Here is a 19,706-nt window from a genome sequence, read left to right on the forward strand (position 1 = left end):
CAATCTTGACTACTGCGCGCCGCCGGTCTTGGCGGCCTTGGCCTCGTCATACCACCAGATGGTGGGAAAGCCCGAGGAAAACTCCGGCAGCGGATCGGGGTGGCTGAAGCGGTCCCAGCGGGCGATGCGCGAATTGCGCAGGGTGTAGCTGGGGACCATGTAGTGGTGGTGCAGAAGGACGCGGTCGAGCGCCATGCTGGCCGCTTCCTGGGTGGCGCGATCATCGGCGATGATGATCTTGTCGATCAGGGCGTCAACACCAGGATCGGCAATGCCGGCATAGTTGCGCGAGCCTTCTTCATCGACGCTGCCGGAGCCGAAATAGTAGCGCTGTTCATTGCCCAGCGAGAAGGACTGGCTCCAGCCGGTATAGATGACATCGTAGTCGAAGCTGCGCAGGCGGTTGATGTATTGCGGGCTGTCGACCGAGCGGACGCTGACATCGACGCCGATCAGCGCCAGATTGGCGACCATATTGGCGGCCACGGGTTCGATGGTGGGGCCGTTGAGCAGGATCTCGAAGGTGAAGGGATTGCCCGCCTCGTCGACCAGCTTGGTGCCCTCGAGCGTATAACCGGCCTCGTTGAACAGGGTCAGCGCGGTGCGCAGGTTTTCGCGCTGTTTGGCGGAGTCGCTGCCCACCGGGTTTTCATAGGGCTCGGTGAACACCGATGCGGGCACCAGATCCTTGATCTCGTTGAGGATCTCGAGCTCTTCGCCTTCGGGCAGGCCGCTGGAGGCAAATGGCAGGCCGAAGAAATAGCTGTCGATGCGATCATACTGGCCAAAGAACAGCGTGTTGCTCAGCTCCTCGAAATTGAAGGCATAGTTGAGCGCCTCGCGCACCCGTTCGTCCTTGAACTTGTCGCGCCGCATATTGGGGATGAAGCCGACGCCGACACCACTACCGGCATAATCCTGGGGGAACAGTTCCTTGATCACCCGGCCATCGGCGACGGCGGGGAAGTCGTATGCGGTGGCCCAGCGGCGGGCCTGGTTCTCGCTCCACCAGTCGAACTGGTCACCCTTGAAGGCTTCGAACTGCACGGTCAGATCGAGGAAGTACTCGATCTTGTACTGATCAAAATTGTTGGAGCCGACGCGGGTGGGCTGGTTCAGCCCCCAATAGTGGGGGTCGCGCTGATAGGTGATGGTGCGGCCCGCATCGAAGCTGGCCAGCTGATAGGGGCCCGAGCCCATCGGCGCCTCAAGGGTGGACTGGCCGATATCGCGGGTTTCACCATTGGCGTTGGTGCCCTCCCACCAGTGCTGGGGCAGCACCAGCATCTGGCCCAGGATCAGCGGCAATTCGCGATTGCCGGTCTGATCGAAGGTGAAGGTGACTTCGCCCGGCGCGGTGACTTCAGCACTGATGATATTGGCGTAGTACTGCGCCATGTTGGGATTGATCTCGACCAGCGTGTCGAAGGACCACACAACATCCTGGGGCGTGACGGGTTCGCCGTCCTGCCATTTGGCGGCCGGGTCGATGCGGAAGGTGACCGCGCCATAATCTGGGGCGATCTTCAGGCTTGAGGCGATCAGTCCGTAATAGGTGTTCACCTCATCCGAGGAGGGGGTCATCAGGGTCTCATAGACCAGCCCCAGCCCACCGGCCGCCTCGCCCTTGGGCAGGACGGGATTGAAGGTGTCAAAGCCGCCCATATCGCCAATGCGCACGGTGCCGGTCTTGGGGGCATCGACATTGACGTAGTCGAAATGGGTGTAGTCCGCGCCATATTTCGGCTCGCCGGTCATGGTGAAGGCGTGGGTCCACACATCGGTGGGGGTCTGCGCCAGGGCAGGGGTGGCCAGGCCGGCCATCAGGCCAAGGGCGAGGAGGGGTGCGAACTTCATCGGACGGCTCCGGAGCTAGAGAACTGGGAAAACAGACTAGGCGCGATCATGGGCGGACAACAGGGGGTGTTGCCGCCGATGTGGGCGCGGTGAGGGTGGCGATGTCGAAAGCGGCGGCCATCAGGGTCCTGGTGTAGTCCGATTGCGGCGCGGCAAAGATGGCTGCAGCATCGCCCTGCTCGACGATCTTGCCATTGCGCATGACGATCAGGCGATTGGCCAGGGCGCGGACGACCTTGAGATCGTGGCTGATGAACATATAGGTCAGGCCATGGCGCTGCTGCAGATCGCGCAGCAGGTCCACGACCTGGGCCTGAATGGAGACATCGAGTGCCGAGGTGGGTTCATCGAGCACGACGAATTTGGGTTCGAGCACCATGGCGCGGGCAATGGCGATGCGCTGGCGCTGGCCGCCGGAGAATTCGTGCGGATAGCGAAAGCGCATTTCGGGCGGCAGGCCCACTTCGCGCAGCGCGGTGACGACACGGGCATCGCGCTCGGCGGCGCTGAGATCGGGGCGATGCACGGCCAGTCCTTCGCCAATGATGCGGTCAACCGACAGGCGCGGGCTGAGCGAGCCGAACGGGTCCTGAAACACGATCTGCAGATCAGCACGCAGCGGGCGCATGGCCTTCCAGGAGCGCGACTGGATTTCGTTGCCCAGCACGACGATCCGGCCCGTGGAGGGCAATAGCCGCAGCAGGGCATAGCCTAGGGTGGATTTGCCGGAACCGGATTCCCCGACCACGCCCAGCGTCTCGCCCTGACGGATGGTCAGATCAACACCATCAACGGCCCGGATATGGCCCTTGGTGCGGCGCAGCAGGCCGCGCTTGATGGGGAACCACACCTTGAGGTCGCTGACGTCGACAATGGTGGGCGCGCTCTCGTTGCTGGGCGGTGGGGCGCCATGCGGTTCGGCTGCCAGCAGGTGTTGGGTGTAAGCGTGTTGCGGGTTGGCAAACAGCGGGGCGACCGGGCCGGTCTCGACGATTTCGCCTTCGGTCATGACGCAGACGCGGTCGGCGATGGTTTTGACGATGCCCAGATCATGGGTGATGAACAGCATGGCCATGCCCAGACGTTTCTGCAGATCTTTGAGCAGAGTCAGGATCTGCGCCTGCACGGTGACGTCGAGCGCGGTGGTGGGCTCATCGGCAATCAGCAGATCGGGTTCATTGGCCAGCGCCATGGCGATCATGACGCGCTGGCGCTGGCCGCCCGAGAGCTGGTGCGGAAAGGCAGCCAGGCGGCTGGCCGGGTCGGGAATGCCGACGGCATCGAGCAGTTCGAGTGTGCGGGCACGGGCGGCGTTGGCGCGCAGGCCCCGATGGATGGCGAGCACTTCGCCGATCTGGGCCTCTATGGTGTGAACCGGATTGAGCGAGCTCATCGGTTCCTGAAAGATCATCGAAATATCATTGCCGCGCACGGCGCGCAGGTCGTCGGCTGGCGCGGTGATCAGGTCCTGGCCCTTGAACAGGATCTGGCCGGTCAGCTGCGCGCTGGGCGGCAGCAGCTTGAGCACCGACAGGGCGGTGACCGACTTGCCCGACCCGGATTCGCCGACCAGCGCGAGGGTCCCGCCACCCGCGATATCAAAGCTGATATTGCGGGTGGCGGGATTGTCGCCAAAGCGGATGGTCAGGTCGCGGACCGAAAGGAGGGGGGCGCTCATGCGAAGGCCTTGCGGGGGTCAAAGGCATCACGCACAGCCTCGCCGACAAACACCAGCAGGGTCATGATGATGGCGATGGCAAAAAAGCCGGTGAGGCCGAGCCAGGGCGCCTGCAGGTTCTCCTTGCCCTGAAACAGCAGGTCGCCCAGCGAGGGGGTCCCCGGTTCCAGGCCCAGGCCGAGCAGGTCAAGCGAGGTCAGCGTGACCACCGAGCCCGACAGGATGAACGGCATGAACGTCAGGGTGGCGACCATGGCGTTGGGCAGCAAGTGGCGCCACATAATGGTGACATTGGAGACGCCCAGCGCCCGGGCGGCGGCGATATATTCAAAGTTGCGGCCGCGCAGGAATTCGGCGCGCACAATGCCCACCAGCGACACCCAGGAGAACAGCAACAGAATGCCCAGCAAGACCCAGAAGCTGGGGGCGATAATGCTCGAGATGATCAGCAGCAGATAAAGGGCGGGGATGGAGGTCCAGATTTCGATCAGGCGCTGGGCGATCAGATCGAGCCAGCCGCCGAAATAGCCCTGCACAGCGCCCGCCATCAGCCCGATGATCGAGGACAGGATGGTCAGGGTGAAGCCGAACAGGATGGAAATGCGCACGCCATAGAGCAGGCGGGCCAGCACATCATGGGCTTCGCCATCGGTGCCCAGCCAGTGGTAATTGCTCCAATTGCATTCGAGATCATCCACGCCCAGCGGATAGCGCTGACAGGCTTCCTCGCGGCTGAGCATCCAGGTGGGGGCGATGGCGCCGGAGCCGGGCTGGTAGCCGTCCACGGTATTGTAGCTGAAATGAACCGGCGGCCAGATGGCCCAGCCATTGTCGGCGATCTGCTGTTCCATGAAGTCGCCGCGATAGTCGGGCGTGCCCAGAAAGCCGCCAAAGCGGGATTCGGGATAATCGACAAAGGCGGGAAACAGCAGCTCGTTTTGGTAGGACACCACGATGGGGCGATCATTGGCGATGAACTCCGAGCCCAGTGCCAGTACCAGCAGCGCCAGAAAGATCCATAGCGACCACCAGCCCCGGCGATTGGCGCGGAAATTGTCCCAGCGGCGCTGATTGAGCGGGCTGAGCCAGCGGCGGCGGGGCAGGCGCGCGGTGTCGGTCACGGCGCTCATACTTCGCGGCTTTCGAAATCGAGCCGCGGATCAACCCACATATAGGCCAGGTCGGACACCAGCGAGATCACCAGTCCGAGCAGGCTGAAGATGTAGAGCGTGGCAAATACCACCGGATAATCGCGGCTGGCCACCGAGACGAAGCCGAGCAGGCCCAGCCCATCAAGCGAGAAGATGGTTTCGATCAGCAGGGAGCCACCAAAGAAGGCGCCGACAAAGGCGGCGGGGAAACTGGCAATGATCAGCATCATGGCGTTGCGAAAGACGTGGCGGTAGAGCACCTGATTTTCCGTCAGGCCCTTGGCGCGGGCCGTGGTGACATATTGCTTGCCGATCTCGTCGATGAACGAGTTCTTGGTGAGCAAGGTGGTGGTGGCAAAGGCGCCCAGCCCCATGGCGGTGATGGGCAGCACAAGATGCCAGAGATAATCGAACAGCCAGAGGTGGAAAGGCCAGTTGGCAGCACCGGTGGAATGCAGGCCGCGGAGCGGGAAAATCGACCAGAAGCTGCCGCCGGCAAACAGGATGATCAGCGCGATGGCGACCAGAAAGCCGGGCACGGCATAGCCGATAATGACAATGGTCGAGGTCCAGACGTCAAAGCGGCTGCCATCGCTGACGGCCTTCTTGATGCCCAGCGGGATGGAAACGCCATAGGCAATCAGGGTCATCCACAGACCCAGCGAGATCGAGACCGGCATCTTCTCCTTGATCAGATCGATCACCGAGATGTCGCGGTAATAGCTGTCACCGAAGTCAAAGCGCAGATAATTCCACAGCATCATGCCGAAGCGTTCGAGCGGTGGCTTGTCGAAGCCGAACTGCTTTTCGATGCGCTCTACCAGTTCGGGCGCCAGACCCTGGCTGCCGCGATAGGCCGAGCCGCTTTGGCCGCCCTGGCCGGGCTGGGCGGTAAAATCGCCGCCCGCGCTGCCGGTGATGCGTTCGGTCATGGAGACGTTCTGGCCTGACAGATTGGCCAGCGCCTGTTCGACCGGCCCGCCGGGGGCGAATTGGGTGATCAGGAACGAAATGGCCATGATGCCGAATACCGTCGGGATCATCAGCAGGATGCGGCGAAGAATATAGGCGCCCATCGGGTCTCCGGGCAGGCAGGTTATCTGGCAAGCTAAGCGCTGCAGGGGGATCGGCGGCAAATCACCTTGCAGTGAAAGGGCTTGGGCACGAGTGCAACATTTTGATGAATGCTTGGCAAGCCGCGCACGGGCGCAAGCGTCCAGTGCGGGGCGGCCATGGTTATGGCTTGCCCCGCCGTGTATTGAGCGTCAGGATTGCGCCATAGGGAGCTGCTCATGAGCTACGAAATCATCGCCAATGTCGAAAACCCGTCCACGGCCCGTGTGCTGATGACCGCGCTGCGGGCGCACGGGTTTCATCCGCTCGAAAATGGCGAAGGCGGGCTGCCCGGTGTCGGCAATATCTTCGGCAAGGGGGGCGTTCCCGTGCAGGTTCCCGAAGAGGAAGCGGCCGATGCAACCCTGCTGGCGGCGGAGTTGTTGAAGGAAATGGTGGCCAGCGACACGTAAAAGCGCCACATTGATGCGCCTTACGTCAGTTGCGGCCAGGGCGGTTGAACGCAGTGTGGGCTTTGGCTATAAGCCAGCCGACCTGTTAACTTTTGTTAAGCCTTTGGGCAGGAGCGACCAATGTCGATTTGGATGCGCGGATCGTTTTCCGCTGCGGGAGTTGCAGCAATCGCGCTGTTGGTGGCGGGGTGTACCTCGACGGGATCAAACACAGCCAATCTCAATACGATTGGGGCACCACAGCAATTGCAGCCGGTGCAGAATTCTACAGTGCAACAGGGAACGCTGCCGGCAATCGGCGCGACCGGTACGGTTGCACCAGGCCTGTCTGGCCAGCCCGTGCTGGGCGGGGTTCAGGCCAATACCCAGGTTGCGGCCACAACGACCGGCACGCCATCGTCGATCGTTTCGCTTGATCCACTGGCCCGGCCCGTGTCCGGCGCCATGACCACGGGCCCTGAGGGCGTGTGGAATGTGGTTGCGGGCGCGCAGCAGTGCCGCCTCAACCTGCCCATGACCGCCAAGACCGGGACCAGCTATTTCCGCGCCTCGGCGCCGGGGTGTGCCATTCCGACCCTGGCTGGCGTTGCCGGTTGGCAGCAGGTGGGCAGCCAGCTGCAGCTTTATGATGAGAACGGCAATATCGCCGCGTTCCTGGCGCCAAGCGGTGGGCGCTATATCGGCACCATGGGCGGTGGCCAGGCCATCTCGATGGCGCGCTAAAAGATTTGGGAAGCCGGTCTGCAAAGGCCGGCTTCTTTTGACCTCTAAGGTCCATTCTTCTCCATGCTGTCCGCGGGCTTGACCCAGGGACCACTCTCAACGCATTGGATGCTGCAATTGACCTTCGGGTCGCGCCCGAGGGCAGCACAGTTTTTGCTATGTCATCCAGTTCTTCCCAAACATTCCCCGGCCCGGTCAACGCGGCCTATGCCGCGCTGGTAGCGCGCGGCGCCCTGACGGCGGACCCCGCCCAGCATGATGCCGCCGCACTGCTTGATGATGTGCTGGCTGGCCTCGAGGCGCAAAAGCCCAAGGGGCTGCTGGGCAAGCTGTTCGATGCCAAAACTGGCCCGGTACAGGGCCTTTACCTGCATGGCGAAGTGGGGCGCGGCAAAACCATGCTGATGGACCTGTTCTTCAACGCCGCGCCGATCGAGGGCAAGCGGCGGGTGCACTTCCACGAGTTCATGGACGAAATCCATGCCGGCATGTCGACCTTTCGCAAGAGCGCCAAGGGGCGCGATGCCGATCCGGTCGAGGCGGTGGTCAAACCGATTCTGAAATCGGGGCTGAAGCTGCTGTGCCTTGATGAAATGCATGTGCACGACATCACCAATGCCATGCTGCTGTCGCGGCTGTTCGAAAAACTGTTCGCTGGCGGCGTGACGCTGGTGGCAACGTCCAATGTGGTGCCGGACGAGCTCTATAAGGATGGGCTGAACCGGCAATTGTTCCTGCCCTTTATTGCGCTGCTCAAGGCGCATCTGACGGTGGCATCGCTGCCCGCGGCGCAGGATTACCGGCGGATGAAATTTGCCGGGCAGCATGTCTATGCCTTTGGCACGGGCGAAGCGGCGCGCGCGGAAATGGACAGGCTGTGGCTACGCATTACCGGGGGTGAACCCGGTGAGCCTGGCATTGTCGAAAGCACCGGGCGTTCCATTGCCGTGCCGCTGACAGCGCTGGGAGCGGCACGGTTCGGCTTTGCCGATCTGTGCGAGAAACCATTGGGGTCGCGCGATTTCGTGCGCATCGCGCATCAGTTCGATTCGATCATCGTGGATGGCGTGCCGCAAATGGACCGGACCATGTCCAACGCCGCCAAGCGGTTCATCCTGCTGATCGACACGCTCTATGATCGCGGCGTCAAGCTGGGCGCAAGCTTTGCGGTGCCGCTCGAAGAGCTGGGCCACGATGACAAGACCGCGTTTGAATTTCAGCGGACCGTGTCACGGCTGATCGAGATGCAGTCCGAGGACTATCTCGGCCAGGGGCTGCGCGATGCCCCGCCTGCGGCAGACTAGGGCTCGCGCAGCACTACCTTGCCCAACGGGCAGGGGGGCTTCACCCATCGGCAAGGGCGAAAGCGCTGTTTAGACGAAGGGTTCACTTGCCCCTCTGGGCCGCTAGGGTTAAACGTGCGCCAATTCAACGCAGTTTTGGGATGAGGACTTATGGCGCGTAAAAAGATCGCTCTTATCGGCTCAGGTCAGATCGGTGGCACGCTTGCCCATCTGGCTGCCCTCAAGGACCTTGGCGACATCGTTCTGTTTGATATCGTTGACGGTGTGCCGCAGGGCAAGGCGCTGGATCTGTCCCAGTCGGCTCCGGTTGAGGGCTATGACGCCGCGATCACCGGTACCTCGAAATATGAAGACCTCAAGGACTCCGATGTGGTGATCGTCACCGCCGGTGTGCCCCGCAAGCCCGGCATGAGCCGCGATGATCTGCTCGAAATCAACCTCAAGGTGATGGAGCAGGTTGGTGCAGGCATTGCCAAGTATGCGCCCAATGCCTTCGTGATCTGCATCACCAACCCGCTCGACGCGATGGTCTGGGCCCTGCAGAAGTTCTCCGGCCTGCCCACCAACAAGGTGATCGGCATGGCTGGCGTGCTGGACAGCTCGCGCTTTGTGCACTTCATCGCTGATGAGCTGGGCGTGTCGGTGCAGGACGTCAACGCCTTCGTGATGGGCGGTCATGGCGATACCATGGTGCCGCTGGCCCGCTACTCCACCGTTGCCGGCATCCCGCTCACTGACATCGTCAAGATGGGCTGGATGAGCAAGGAAAAGCTTGAAGAGATCATCCAGCGCACCCGTGATGGCGGTGCCGAGATCGTGGGCCTGCTCAAGACCGGTTCGGCGTTTTATGCGCCGGCCACTTCGGCGATCGCGATGGCCGAGAGCTATCTCAAGGACAAAAAGCGCGTGCTGCCCGCTGCCGTCTATCTGAACGGCGAATTCGGGGTCAAAGGCACCTATGTCGGCGTGCCGGTGGTGATCGGCGCAGGCGGTGCCGAGAAGGTCGTAGAGATCTCGCTCAACTCGGCTGAACAAAAAGCGTTCGACAAATCGGTCGGCGCGGTTGAAGGGCTGATCGAGGCCTGCAAGAAGATTGCGCCCAAGCTGGCGTAACCAAGATGGTGTCATCCCCGCGCAAGCGGGGATTTCCCGTTTGGGGGCACTGAGATGAGATTTCCGCACAAGCGGAAATGATGCGGTGGGGGCCAGGGGGCCCCGTGACCACTAAGCGATTTACCCATCCAAGGGGACTTTGAATGAACATCCATGAACATCAGGCCAAAGAGCTGCTGAAGTCGTATGGCGCGCCGGTTGCGGCGGGCGTGGCGATCTTTTCGGCGGACGATGCTGCGGCCGCAGCGCAGTCGCTGCCAGGCCCGCTCTATGTGGTCAAGAGCCAGATCCACGCCGGTGGCCGTGGCAAGGGCAAGTTCAAGGAACTGGGTCCAGATGCCAAGGGCGGCGTGCGCCTGGCCAAGACCGTCGACGAGGTTGTTGCCTTCTCCAGGGAGATGCTGGGCAACACGCTGGTGACCAAGCAGACCGGCGATGCCGGCAAGCAGGTCAATCGCCTGTATATCGAAGACGGCGCTGACATTGCCCGCGAGCTGTACTGCTCGCTGCTGGTCAATCGCGAGAGCGGCCGCGTGTCGTTCGTGGTCTCGACCGAAGGCGGCATGGACATTGAGGCAGTTGCCGAGGCGACCCCTGAAAAGATCATCAGCATCGATATCGACCCGACCGCTGGCGTCACCGATGCCGACGTGGCCAAGATCGTCTCGGCGTTGGCGCTCGATGGCGATGCCAAGGCCGATGCGGCCAAGCTGTTCCCGATCCTCTACAAGGCCTTTGTCGACACCGACATGAGCATGCTCGAGGTCAACCCGCTGATCGTGATGGATGATGGTCACCTGCGCGTGCTCGACGCCAAGGTGAGCTTCGACAACAATGCCGCGTTCCGCCATGAAGAACTCAAGGCCCTGCGCGATCTGAGCGAAGAAGACGCCAAGGAAATCGAAGCGTCCAAGTATGATCTGGCCTATGTGGCGCTGGACGGCAATATTGGCTGCATGGTCAATGGCGCGGGTCTGGCCATGTCCACCATGGACATCATCAAGCTCTATGGTGCCGAGCCGGCAAACTTCCTGGACGTTGGTGGCGGTGCCACCAAGGAAAAGGTCACTGCTGCGTTCAAGATCATCACCGCCGATCCGGCTGTGAAGGGCATTCTGGTCAACATCTTTGGCGGCATCATGCGCTGCGACGTGATCGCCGAAGGCGTGATCGCTGCGGTCAAGGAAGTCGGCCTGGAAGTGCCGCTGGTGGTTCGTCTGGAAGGCACCAAGGTCAAGGAAGGCAAGGCGATCCTGGATCAGTCCGGCCTGAACGTGATCTCGGCAGATGACCTGGACGATGCCGCCCAGAAGATCGTCAAGGCGGTCCAGGGCTAGCGCGGTGCGCGCCGCTCTCACCATCATTGCCGTTGTGGCACTCTGCGCGACGCCTGTCGCCGCGCAGGGCAAAACCAAGACCAAGGCGTCAGCCGGCGTTGCGGTTCTGGAGATGTGTGAGCGTTTTGCCAGCGGCGATGTGCTGGCAGTACAGGCGGCGCAAGCCCAGGGCTGGGATGCCTATGAAGATGCGGGCGAAAGCCCGTTCGTAAAGTCGTACACGGCCGACAAGGCCGTGCCCGGCGTAGGTGAAGCCAGCCTGTTTGCCCTGATCGAAAGCTATCCCGAAAGCAGCTTTGGCTATTGCCGGGTTGATGTCGACCAGCCCGAAGGGGGCAATGAACTCGTCCAGGCCATTGCCGATCTGCCGCGCTATGCGGGGGAGACACGGGTGGTCGATGACGGGCTCTATGCCAGCCTGGTGGCCAGCGACAAGCCCAATTGGCTGCTGCTGTCGCATCGCAATGCGGACAGTTTCGTGATCCAGCTTTCCATCAATACGCCCAAGGCGGCGACTGAACAGTAATTCAACGGCGCTTTGCCCATGGCAGGCGGAATTCGGCGCCGAGCGCCCAACGACGAAAGAGAAGTAGATGTCCATTCTCGTCAACAAAGACACCAAGGTTCTCGTACAGGGCCTGACCGGCAAGACCGGTACATTCCATACCGAACAGGCTCTGGCCTATTTCGGCACCCAGATGGTGGGTGGCACGCACCCCAAAAAGGGTGGCGAAGTGTGGACCAGCGGTCTGGATGCCGCGCGCACCCTGCCCATCTTCACCACGGTTGCTGAAGGCCGCGAAAAGACCGGCGCCAATGCATCGGTGATCTATGTGCCGCCTGCCGGCGCTGCTGCGGCCATCGAAGAAGCGATCGACGCTGAAATCGAGCTGATCGTATGCATCACCGAAGGCGTTCCCGTGCTCGACATGGTGCGGGTCAAGGCCAAGCTGGAAAAGTCCAAGTCGCGCCTGATCGGGCCAAACTGCCCCGGCGTGCTGACACCAGAAGAATGCAAGATCGGCATCATGCCCGGTTCGATCTTCTCGAAGGGCTCGGTGGGTATCGTGTCGCGTTCGGGCACATTGACCTATGAAGCCGTGTTCCAGACCACCAATGAAGGTCTGGGCCAGACCACTGCAGTGGGTATCGGTGGTGATCCGGTCAAGGGCACCGAATTCATCGACATGCTCGAGATGTTCCTGGCCGATGAAGCCACCAAGTCGATCGTGATGATCGGCGAAATCGGTGGTTCGGCTGAAGAAGATGCCGCCCAGTTCCTGATCGACGAAGCCAAGCGTGGCCGCAAAAAGCCAATGGCTGGCTTCATTGCGGGCCTGACTGCGCCTCCAGGCCGCACCATGGGTCATGCTGGTGCCGTAATTTCAGGCGGTAAGGGCGGTGCTGAAGACAAGATCGCGGCAATGGAGGCAGCGGGTATCCGCATGTCGAAGTCGCCAGCACGCATTGGCCGGACGCTTGCCGAAGTCCTCAAGGGCTAAGGCTTAGTCGAAAGTCGGTCGCGCTTCGGACACAGATCGGTGTTACCGATTGTGTGTGTTGGTGGCCGACAACACTGCAGTGTGAGCCGCGGCGCCTTCTGGGGCGCCGCAAGTCTTAACAGGATGCAAAGGAAAAGCGGTCAATAGTCCCAGAAGCAATGACCGCTCATTAAGCCGGGACTGTCCGGCGGTTCAGAAGGATGGCGGGGCGCGGGCCTCGGACATAAAGCGATGACACGACAGGAAAAGAACGACACGTTCTTGCTGACCTCGTTCCTCTATGGTGGGAACGCCGACTACATCGAGCAATTGTACTCCCGGTACAAAACCGATCCTTCGAGCGTCGATGAGACGTGGCAGAGCTTTTTTTCAAAGCTCGATGATGGTGAGGGTGTCGCGCAAAAGAATGCCGACGGTCCAAGCTGGGGCCGCAAGGACTGGCCGCAAGCCGCCAATGGCGAGCTTGTCAGTGCGCTGGACGGTAACTGGGGCGAGATCGCCGTAAAGACCGAACAGGCCGTCAGCAAGAAGGCCGCAGCGCTGGGCGTTGCCAATTCCAGTGTCGACGATGTGTTGCAGGCCACGCGCGATTCGATCCGCGCGATCATGATGATCCGGGCCTATCGCATGCGCGGCCATCTGCATGCCGATCTTGATCCGCTCAAGATGAAGGCTGAAGAGCCAGCGCCCGAGCTTGATCCCAAGAGCTATGGCTTCACCGAGGCTGACTACAGCCGCAAGATTTTCATCGATAACTATCTGGGCCTGGAATACGCGACCATTCCAGAGATGCTGTCGATCCTCAGCCGGACCTATTGCGGGACGCTGGGCATCGAATTCATGCATATCTCGGATCCCGAAGCCAAGCAGTGGATTCAGGAACGCATCGAAGGCCCTGACAAGGAAATCGCCTTCACTGCCGAGGGCAAGAAGGCGATCCTGAACAAGCTGATCGAATCCGAAGGGTTCGAGAAGTTCATCGACGTCAAATATACCGGCACCAAGCGGTTCGGTCTGGATGGCAGTGAAGCCACGATCCCGGCGCTTGAGCAGATCATCAAGCGCGGCGGTGCGCTGGGCATCAAGGACATCGTGCTGGGCATGGCTCACCGCGGTCGCCTGAACGTGCTGACCCAGGTGATGCAGAAGCCGCATCGCGCCCTGTTCCACGAATTCAAGGGCGGCGCTTTCTACCCCGACGATGTCGAGGGTTCGGGCGACGTGAAGTACCATCTGGGTGCCTCGTCGGATCGCGACTTTGACAACAACAAGGTCCATCTGTCGCTGACGGCAAATCCGAGCCATCTCGAGATCGTTGATCCCGTGGTGCTGGGCAAGTCGCGCGCCAAGCAGGATCAGCACATTGCCCCCAAGGGCAAGCTGGTCAACATCCCCACCGATGGCAAGCCAGACCGGTCCATGGTGCTGCCGCTGCTGATCCATGGTGATGCCGCTTTTGCCGGGCAGGGCGTGATCGCCGAATGTCTGGGGCTGAGTGGCCTGAAGGGCCACCGCACCGGTGGTTCGATCCACTTCGTGATCAACAACCAGATCGGCTTCACCACGAGCCCGATGTATTCGCGCTCGTCGCCCTATCCCACCGACGTCGCCAAGATGATCGAGGCGCCTGTACTGCATGTGAACGGGGATGACCCTGAAGCTGTGGTGTTTGCCGCCAAGGTGGCCGTGGAATATCGCCAGAAATTCGGCAAGCCTGTCGTGATCGACATGTTCTGCTATCGCCGGCATGGCCATAACGAGGGCGATGAGCCCAGCTTCACCCAGCCGCTGATGTATTCCAAGATCCGGGCGCACAAGACCACGCTCGAAATCTATTCGGAAAAGCTGGTCAGCGAAGGTCTGCTGACCGCCGCTGAAATCGATCAGCTCAAGGCTGACTGGCGCGCGACGCTGGAAAAGGAATTCGAGGCCGGCCAGGACTATCGTCCGAACAAGGCCGACTGGCTTGATGGGCAGTGGAAGGATTTCCGTCCTGCCGATCAGGAAGGTCCGCGTCGCGGCGAAACCGGTGTCGCCATTGATCGCCTGTCCAAAATCGGTACCGATCTGACGCGCATTCCCGAAGGCTTCAACGTCCACAAGACGGTCAAGCGCTTCATGGACAACCGCCTGTCGGCAATCGAGTCGGGCGAAGGCATTGACTGGGCAACCGCTGAATCCTTGGCCTTTGGCACGCTGGTGACCGAAGGTCATCCCGTGCGCCTGTCGGGTCAGGATGTGGAACGCGGCACGTTCAGCCAGCGCCACTCGGTGCTCAATGATCAGAAGGTCGACAACAAGACCTATACCCCGCTCAACAATCTGGACCCCGACCAGTGCCGCTACGAGGTCATCAACTCGATGCTCTCGGAAGAGGCCGTGCTGGGTTTTGAATATGGCTATTCGCTGGCCGAGCCACGTGCCCTGACCATCTGGGAAGCCCAGTTTGGTGACTTCGTGAACGGCGCGCAGGTGGTGATCGACCAGTTCATCTCCTCGGGTGAACGCAAGTGGTTCCGCATGAGCGGTCTGGTGATGCTGTTGCCTCATGGCTATGAGGGCCAGGGTCCAGAGCATTCCTCGGCCCGTCCCGAGCGCTTCCTGCAGCTGTGCGCAGAAGACAATATGCAGGTCGCCAACTGCACCACGCCCGCCAACTACTTCCATGCCCTGCGCCGTCAGGTGACCCGCGACTTCCGCAAGCCGCTGATCCTGATGACGCCCAAGAGCCTGCTGCGCCACAAGCGTGCGACGTCGGGGCTGGCGGAAATGGGTCCGGATTCGGTGTTCCATCGCCTGCTCTGGGACGATGCTGAAGCGCCCGGCGCGCCCAAGACCACTACCAAGCTGACCAGCGACGACAAGATCCGTCGCGTCGTGCTGTGCACCGGCAAGGTCTATTACGATCTGCTCGAAGAGCGCGAGAAGAAGGGCATCGACGATGTCTATCTGCTGCGCATCGAACAGCTTTATCCGTTCCCGGCCAAGGCGCTGCTGGACGAATTGAACCGGTTCCAGAACGCCGAAGTGATCTGGTGCCAGGAAGAACCCAAAAATATGGGTGCCTGGGCGTTCATTCAGCCTTATGTTGAATGGGTGTTTGACCAGATGGGCCGGACGGGCCAGCGCGTGCGCTATACCGGTCGCCCTGCATCCGCTTCCACAGCGACGGGCCTGATGCGCACGCATCTGGCACAGTTGCAAGCCTTCCTCGACGAAGCCTTCGCTCAATAAAAGGACTACACATGTCGACTGAAATCCGCGTACCGACGCTGGGCGAAAGCGTCACCGAAGCCACTATCGGGCAGTGGTTCAAGCAGGTTGGCGACACTGTCGCTGCCGATGAGCCGCTCGTCGAGCTCGAGACCGACAAGGTCACCATCGAAGTGCCAGCACCTGCCGCTGGCGTGCTCGAAGCCATTGCGGCCAATCCCGGCGACACCGTCGAAATCAATGCCCTGCTTGGCGCCATTGGCGGCGCCGGTGCCGCTGCTGCGCCCAAGGCGACTGCCGAGCCAATCAAGGCTGAAGCACCACCAGCAGCAGCGCCTGCGCCAGCTGCCGCAGCGCCAGCCGCACAGGCCACCAGCATGGCTCCTTCGCCTTCGGCCCAGAAAATGGCTGCCGAAAAGGGCGTGGACACCGATGACGTTGCCGGTTCGGGCAAGCGTGGTCAGGTGCTCAAGGAAGACGTGTTGTCGGCCATGAGCAAGATTGCTGCGGCGCCGGCCGAGGCCAAACCTGCTGAAACCAAGCCAGCCGAAGCCAAGGCACCTGCTGCGGCCAAGGCTCCGGCATCGGGCGTTCAGGGCGATCGCGAAGAGCGCGTGAAGATGACGCGTTTGCGTCAGACCATTGCCCGTCGCCTCAAGGATGCGCAGAACACGGCTGCCATGCTGACCACCTTTAACGAGGTGGACATGGCGCCAGTGATGAACCTGCGCACACAGTACAAAGAGCTGTTCGAGAAAAAGCATGGCGTCAAGCTTGGCTTCATGGGCTTTTTCACCAAGGCTGTGGTGCACGCGCTCAAGGAAATCCCCGCCGTCAATGCCGAGATCGATGGCGATGAGCTGATCTACAAGCAGTACGCCAATATCGGCGTTGCCGTGGGTACCGATAAGGGCCTTGTGGTTCCTGTGGTGCGCGATGCGGACCAGATGTCGATCGCCGATATCGAAAAGGCCATCAACGGTCTGGGCAAGAAGGCGCGCGATGGTCAGCTGTCGATGGCCGATATGCAGGGCGGCACCTTCACCATCTCCAATGGTGGCGTTTATGGCTCGCTGATGAGCACGCCAATCCTCAATGCTCCACAGTCTGGTATTCTGGGGATGCACAAGATCCAGGAGCGGCCGGTGGTCGTGAATGGCGAGATCGTGATCCGTCCGATGATGTATCTGGCCCTGAGCTATGATCACCGGATCGTGGACGGCAAGGAAGCGGTGACGTTCCTGGTGCGGGTCAAGGAAAGCCTTGAATCGCCAGAGCGTCTGGTGCTCGACCTTTAGTTCGCCGCATTGCGGTGCGAATTGCAGGGGTCCGCTTCGGCGGGCCCCTTTTTGTTAGCGTAATCGTGATGCGCGTGCGGCTCGATGCTAACAGTGTGTTAACGTCTGACGGGCAGATGACGCGATGTGTTGTCATGCCAAATGTTGAGAGTAGACCGCCTTTTGCGTCCACTGATCCGAACCGCCGTCTGCTGGCTTGTCGCCCTTGTCCCCGCCTACGCCCAGGATGCTGCAGACCCCGAACTGGTCGGCGAGCTGATGGCGTTTCACGGCTCCAAGACCATAGTGTCGGTGATGAGCACCCATTGCTACGAGACCACGGGGCTCGACGAGGCCTATCACGAGGCCAGCGAGAACTGGTATCTGCGCAATATCGGCTTTCTTGATCTGGCCAACCGGGTTGCGGAACGACTGGGTGGCGGCACGCCCGCAGAGATTGCGGCAGCCGAGACCTATGGCGGCACCCAGATCATGAGCGCCTATAATCAGGCCGAGAACAAGGACAGCTTTTGTCGGGCGTTTCTCGATCAGGTCAATTCCGGCGCACTTGATATCGACGAAAGCCTGCCGGTCGCGCTCAAGAAGGCCCAAGAAGTCGCTGCGCAATAGGCGCATAATGGCGGTTTGCGTCGCGGGCAGACTCCGGTAAACAGAGATTCATCGCCGCGGCGGGCGTGTCACTGTTATTGGTGTCCCCATGGACTTCCCCTGGCTCGAATTTATCGGCCTCATGCTGGCCTTTGGCATCAATGCGGTCATTCCGGGCGCCGATTTTGCCATGGTGCTGCGCCAATCAATTGCCCATGACCGGCGCGCGGCGCTGTTTACCTCAGCGGGTATCGCGGCATCCATTCTGGTCCATGGCAGCTATACGCTGCTGGGCGTGGGGGTGATCGTGGGCCAGTCGCTGATGCTGTTCAACATCCTGAAGTGGCTGGGCGCTGCCTATCTGGTGTATCTGGCGATCTCTGCCTTGCGCAGTCCACCACCACAACCGCCTGCCGCTGCCGATCTGGGCGTGGCGCGGCGCGGTGATTTTTCGGCCTTCGCATTGGGTTTTCTGACCAATCTGCTCAATCCCAAGGCCGTCCTGTTCTTCCTGGCGCTGTTCACCAGTCTGGTGTCGGCGCATACGGGTGGCGATATCAAGGTGTTCTACGTGGCCTGCATGAGCATCATGCTTTTTGCCTGGTTCGCTTTGGTCTCGATATTCTTTACGACAGCGTCGGTACGACAGAGCTTTTTCCGCTTTGGCAGGTGGTTTAATCGCGTCACCGGCATTACCTTTATCCTGCTGGCGGTGCGTGTCGCACTGGCGCAGCAACAATAACCAGTTTCGGGGCTTCCAATGGCAGACGTTTTCGACCTCACCATCATCGGCTCGGGTCCGGGCGGCTATGTCGCAGCGATCCGCGCGGCGCAGCTTGGTCTGAAGGTTGCAGTGGTTGAGAAATGGGCCACCCATGGCGGCACCTGTCTCAATATCGGCTGTATCCCGTCCAAGGCGCTGCTGCACGCTTCGGAGCTGTTTGAAGAAGCCGGCCACGGCTTCAAGGCGCTGGGCATTGATATCCCCGCGCCCGTGCTGAACCTGCCGCAGATGATGACGCACAAGACCGAGACGGTTGCGGCCAATGTCGGCGGCGTCGATTATCTGTTCAAGAAGAACAAGATCACCACCTTCCAGGGCATCGGCACGATTGCCGCCCCGGGCAAGGTGCGGGTCACGCCGCAGAATGGCGCGACGACCGAAATCGAGACCAAGAATATCGTGATCGCTTCGGGTTCGGTTTCGGCCAATCTGCCGGGCATTGAGGTCGATGAAAAAAAGATCGTGACCTCGACCGGCGCGCTGAACCTGGACAAGGTGCCTGGCAAGCTGGTGGTGATCGGTGCTGGTGTGATCGGGCTCGAACTGGGTTCGGTCTGGGCGCGTCTGGGCAGCCAGGTGACGGTTGTCGAATATCTTGATCGCATCCTGCCCGGCATGGACAGCGAAGTGGCCCGCCAGTTCCAGCGGATGCTGCAAAAGCAGGGCATGGAATTCAAGCTGTCGAGCAAGGTTTCGGGCGTCGACAAGCAGGACGATGGCTCGCTCAAGGTCAAGGTTGAGCCCGCCAAGGGTGGCGCCGCCGAGAGCCTGGACGCCGATGTGGTGCTGGTGGCCATTGGCCGCAAGCCATACACCGAAGGTCTGGGGCTCGACATTGTGGGCGTTGGTCTGGACGAGCGCGGCCGGGTCCGCGTCGATGGCCATTACAAGACTTCGGTTGATGGCATCTACGCCATTGGTGACGTAATTGCCGGTCCGATGCTGGCGCACAAGGCTGAAGACGAAGGCATTGCAGTGGCCGAAATTCTGGCCGGGCAGGCCGGGCACGTGAATTACGCCGCCATCCCGTCAGTGGTCTACACCAATCCTGAAGTGGCCAGCGTTGGCAAGACCGAGGATGAACTCAAGGCCGAGGGCATTGAGTACAAGATCGGCAAATTCCCCTTCACTGCCAACGGTCGCGCCAAGGCGATGCTGGCCACCCAGGGCTTTGTCAAAATCCTGGCCGATGTGAATACAGACCGCGTTCTGGGCGCCCATATCGTGGGCAAGAATGCCGGCGAAATGATCCACGAACTGGTGGTTCTGATGGAATTTTCGGGCGCTGCAGAAGATCTTGCCCGTTCCACCCACGCGCATCCGACGCTGTCGGAAGCGGTGCGCGAGGCGGCCTTGTCGCTTGGCGATGGCGCGATCCACATCTGATCACTGGACAAATGGTCTGATCATGAACATGGCCCCGCCGGGATTTTCCCAGCGGGGCCAATTGTTTGATAGGGGCTTTCGGCCCTAGCAGATGTTTGCGGAAAATTCATCATACAACATACAAGCGTTTGTATGTTGACTAGCCAGTTGTACTTCCATACCAGTTTGAAGACCAAGGCCCGGAGAGTCCAGACGGGACGCGCCGGCTTTGTGTCGCGGAGCGCAAGCTTCGCACTGAATAGCGAC

Annotated in this window: 16 protein-coding genes; 12 read left to right on the plus strand and 4 right to left on the minus strand. The window is 61.0% G+C overall.

All coding sequences use genetic code 11. The annotated features are described in order from the left end of the window. Positions 1–9 precede the first annotated feature (9 nt). Genes KD146_RS01380 through KD146_RS01395 form a run of 4 tightly spaced genes read right to left on the minus strand, consistent with a single transcriptional unit; the run spans position 10 to position 5,762 of the window. A complete protein-coding gene (locus KD146_RS01380; protein WP_212656967.1) occupies positions 10–1,857 on the minus strand; it encodes an extracellular solute-binding protein in 1,848 nt (615 codons plus the stop codon). 46 nt (positions 1,858–1,903) lie between these two features. Next, positions 1,904–3,535, minus strand: a complete 1,632-nt coding sequence (locus KD146_RS01385) for an ABC transporter ATP-binding protein (RefSeq protein ID WP_212656968.1) — start codon at positions 3,533–3,535, stop codon at positions 1,904–1,906. After that, positions 3,532–4,665: an ABC transporter permease gene (locus KD146_RS01390; RefSeq protein WP_212656969.1), complete on the minus strand. Its 1,134-nt coding sequence runs from the start codon at positions 4,663–4,665 to the stop codon at positions 3,532–3,534. The genes KD146_RS01385 and KD146_RS01390 overlap by 4 nt, the downstream gene beginning before the upstream one ends. Next, the gene (locus tag KD146_RS01395) at positions 4,662–5,762 is read right to left on the minus strand and encodes a microcin C ABC transporter permease YejB (RefSeq protein ID WP_212656970.1); all 1,101 of its coding nucleotides are present in this window, start codon (positions 5,760–5,762) and stop codon (positions 4,662–4,664) included. Before KD146_RS01395 ends, KD146_RS01390 begins: the two co-directional genes overlap by 4 nt. A gap of 216 nt (positions 5,763–5,978) precedes the next feature. Between KD146_RS01395 and KD146_RS01400 the strand changes: the two genes are divergently transcribed. From KD146_RS01400 to lpdA, 12 genes are all read left to right on the plus strand, one after another. Continuing rightward, complete coding sequence (locus KD146_RS01400) at positions 5,979–6,212, plus strand: hypothetical protein (protein ID WP_212656971.1); 234 nt, start codon at positions 5,979–5,981, stop codon at positions 6,210–6,212. A gap of 120 nt (positions 6,213–6,332) precedes the next feature. Beyond that, positions 6,333–6,935 (plus strand): AprI/Inh family metalloprotease inhibitor, encoded by a 603-nt coding sequence (locus KD146_RS01405; protein WP_212656972.1) that lies wholly within the window; start codon positions 6,333–6,335, stop codon positions 6,933–6,935. A gap of 158 nt (positions 6,936–7,093) precedes the next feature. Beyond that, the gene (gene zapE / locus KD146_RS01410; RefSeq protein WP_212656973.1) at positions 7,094–8,239 is read left to right on the plus strand and encodes a cell division protein ZapE; all 1,146 of its coding nucleotides are present in this window, start codon (positions 7,094–7,096) and stop codon (positions 8,237–8,239) included. 150 nt (positions 8,240–8,389) lie between these two features. Next, positions 8,390–9,352 carry a malate dehydrogenase gene (gene mdh, locus KD146_RS01415; protein WP_212656974.1) on the plus strand — a complete coding sequence of 321 codons (963 nt, stop codon included), beginning with the start codon at positions 8,390–8,392 and terminating at the stop codon, positions 9,350–9,352. 143 nt (positions 9,353–9,495) lie between these two features. Then, positions 9,496–10,689, plus strand: coding sequence for an ADP-forming succinate--CoA ligase subunit beta (gene sucC, locus KD146_RS01420; protein WP_212656975.1), 1,194 nt, complete (start codon positions 9,496–9,498; stop codon positions 10,687–10,689). Positions 10,690–10,693: 4 nt separating this feature from the next. After that, positions 10,694–11,215: a hypothetical protein gene (locus KD146_RS01425; protein ID WP_212656976.1), complete on the plus strand. Its 522-nt coding sequence runs from the start codon at positions 10,694–10,696 to the stop codon at positions 11,213–11,215. A 67-nt stretch (positions 11,216–11,282) separates the two neighbouring features. Next, positions 11,283–12,191: a succinate--CoA ligase subunit alpha gene (gene sucD / locus KD146_RS01430; RefSeq protein ID WP_212656977.1), complete on the plus strand. Its 909-nt coding sequence runs from the start codon at positions 11,283–11,285 to the stop codon at positions 12,189–12,191. Positions 12,192–12,422: 231 nt separating this feature from the next. After that, the gene (locus KD146_RS01435; protein ID WP_212656978.1) at positions 12,423–15,425 is read left to right on the plus strand and encodes a 2-oxoglutarate dehydrogenase E1 component; all 3,003 of its coding nucleotides are present in this window, start codon (positions 12,423–12,425) and stop codon (positions 15,423–15,425) included. Positions 15,426–15,436: 11 nt separating this feature from the next. Beyond that, a complete protein-coding gene (gene odhB / locus KD146_RS01440) occupies positions 15,437–16,702 on the plus strand; it encodes a 2-oxoglutarate dehydrogenase complex dihydrolipoyllysine-residue succinyltransferase (RefSeq protein WP_212656979.1) in 1,266 nt (421 codons plus the stop codon). Between the two features lie 162 nt (positions 16,703–16,864). Next, positions 16,865–17,311: a hypothetical protein gene (locus tag KD146_RS01445; RefSeq protein ID WP_212656980.1), complete on the plus strand. Its 447-nt coding sequence runs from the start codon at positions 16,865–16,867 to the stop codon at positions 17,309–17,311. A gap of 88 nt (positions 17,312–17,399) precedes the next feature. After that, positions 17,400–18,032 (plus strand): LysE family transporter, encoded by a 633-nt coding sequence (locus KD146_RS01450; RefSeq protein WP_212656981.1) that lies wholly within the window; start codon positions 17,400–17,402, stop codon positions 18,030–18,032. 18 nt (positions 18,033–18,050) lie between these two features. Further along, on the plus strand, positions 18,051–19,460 hold the full coding sequence (gene lpdA, locus KD146_RS01455) for a dihydrolipoyl dehydrogenase (RefSeq protein WP_212656982.1): 1,410 nt from the start codon (positions 18,051–18,053) through the stop codon (positions 19,458–19,460). Positions 19,461–19,706 lie beyond the last annotated feature (246 nt).

Source organism: Devosia litorisediminis, assembly GCF_018334155.1.
GTDB lineage: Bacteria > Pseudomonadota > Alphaproteobacteria > Rhizobiales > Devosiaceae > Devosia > Devosia litorisediminis.

What these genes read in the sequence shown, in the direction of transcription:
- mdh (WP_212656974.1), top strand. Translation starts at nt 8,390, where the DNA reads ATGGCGCGTAAAAAGATCGCTCTTATCGGCTCAGGTCAGATCGGTGGC.
- KD146_RS01400 (WP_212656971.1), top strand. Translation starts at nt 5,979, where the DNA reads ATGAGCTACGAAATCATCGCCAATGTCGAAAACCCGTCCACGGCCCGT.
- KD146_RS01395 (WP_212656970.1), bottom strand. Translation starts at nt 5,762, where the DNA reads ATGGGCGCCTATATTCTTCGCCGCATCCTGCTGATGATCCCGACGGTA.
- odhB (WP_212656979.1), top strand. Translation starts at nt 15,437, where the DNA reads ATGTCGACTGAAATCCGCGTACCGACGCTGGGCGAAAGCGTCACCGAA.
- zapE (WP_212656973.1), top strand. Translation starts at nt 7,094, where the DNA reads ATGTCATCCAGTTCTTCCCAAACATTCCCCGGCCCGGTCAACGCGGCC.
- lpdA (WP_212656982.1), top strand. Translation starts at nt 18,051, where the DNA reads ATGGCAGACGTTTTCGACCTCACCATCATCGGCTCGGGTCCGGGCGGC.
- KD146_RS01380 (WP_212656967.1), bottom strand. Translation starts at nt 1,857, where the DNA reads ATGAAGTTCGCACCCCTCCTCGCCCTTGGCCTGATGGCCGGCCTGGCC.
- sucC (WP_212656975.1), top strand. Translation starts at nt 9,496, where the DNA reads ATGAACATCCATGAACATCAGGCCAAAGAGCTGCTGAAGTCGTATGGC.
- KD146_RS01435 (WP_212656978.1), top strand. Translation starts at nt 12,423, where the DNA reads ATGACACGACAGGAAAAGAACGACACGTTCTTGCTGACCTCGTTCCTC.
- KD146_RS01390 (WP_212656969.1), bottom strand. Translation starts at nt 4,665, where the DNA reads ATGAGCGCCGTGACCGACACCGCGCGCCTGCCCCGCCGCCGCTGGCTC.
- KD146_RS01385 (WP_212656968.1), bottom strand. Translation starts at nt 3,535, where the DNA reads ATGAGCGCCCCCCTCCTTTCGGTCCGCGACCTGACCATCCGCTTTGGC.
- KD146_RS01450 (WP_212656981.1), top strand. Translation starts at nt 17,400, where the DNA reads ATGGACTTCCCCTGGCTCGAATTTATCGGCCTCATGCTGGCCTTTGGC.
- sucD (WP_212656977.1), top strand. Translation starts at nt 11,283, where the DNA reads ATGTCCATTCTCGTCAACAAAGACACCAAGGTTCTCGTACAGGGCCTG.
- KD146_RS01405 (WP_212656972.1), top strand. Translation starts at nt 6,333, where the DNA reads ATGTCGATTTGGATGCGCGGATCGTTTTCCGCTGCGGGAGTTGCAGCA.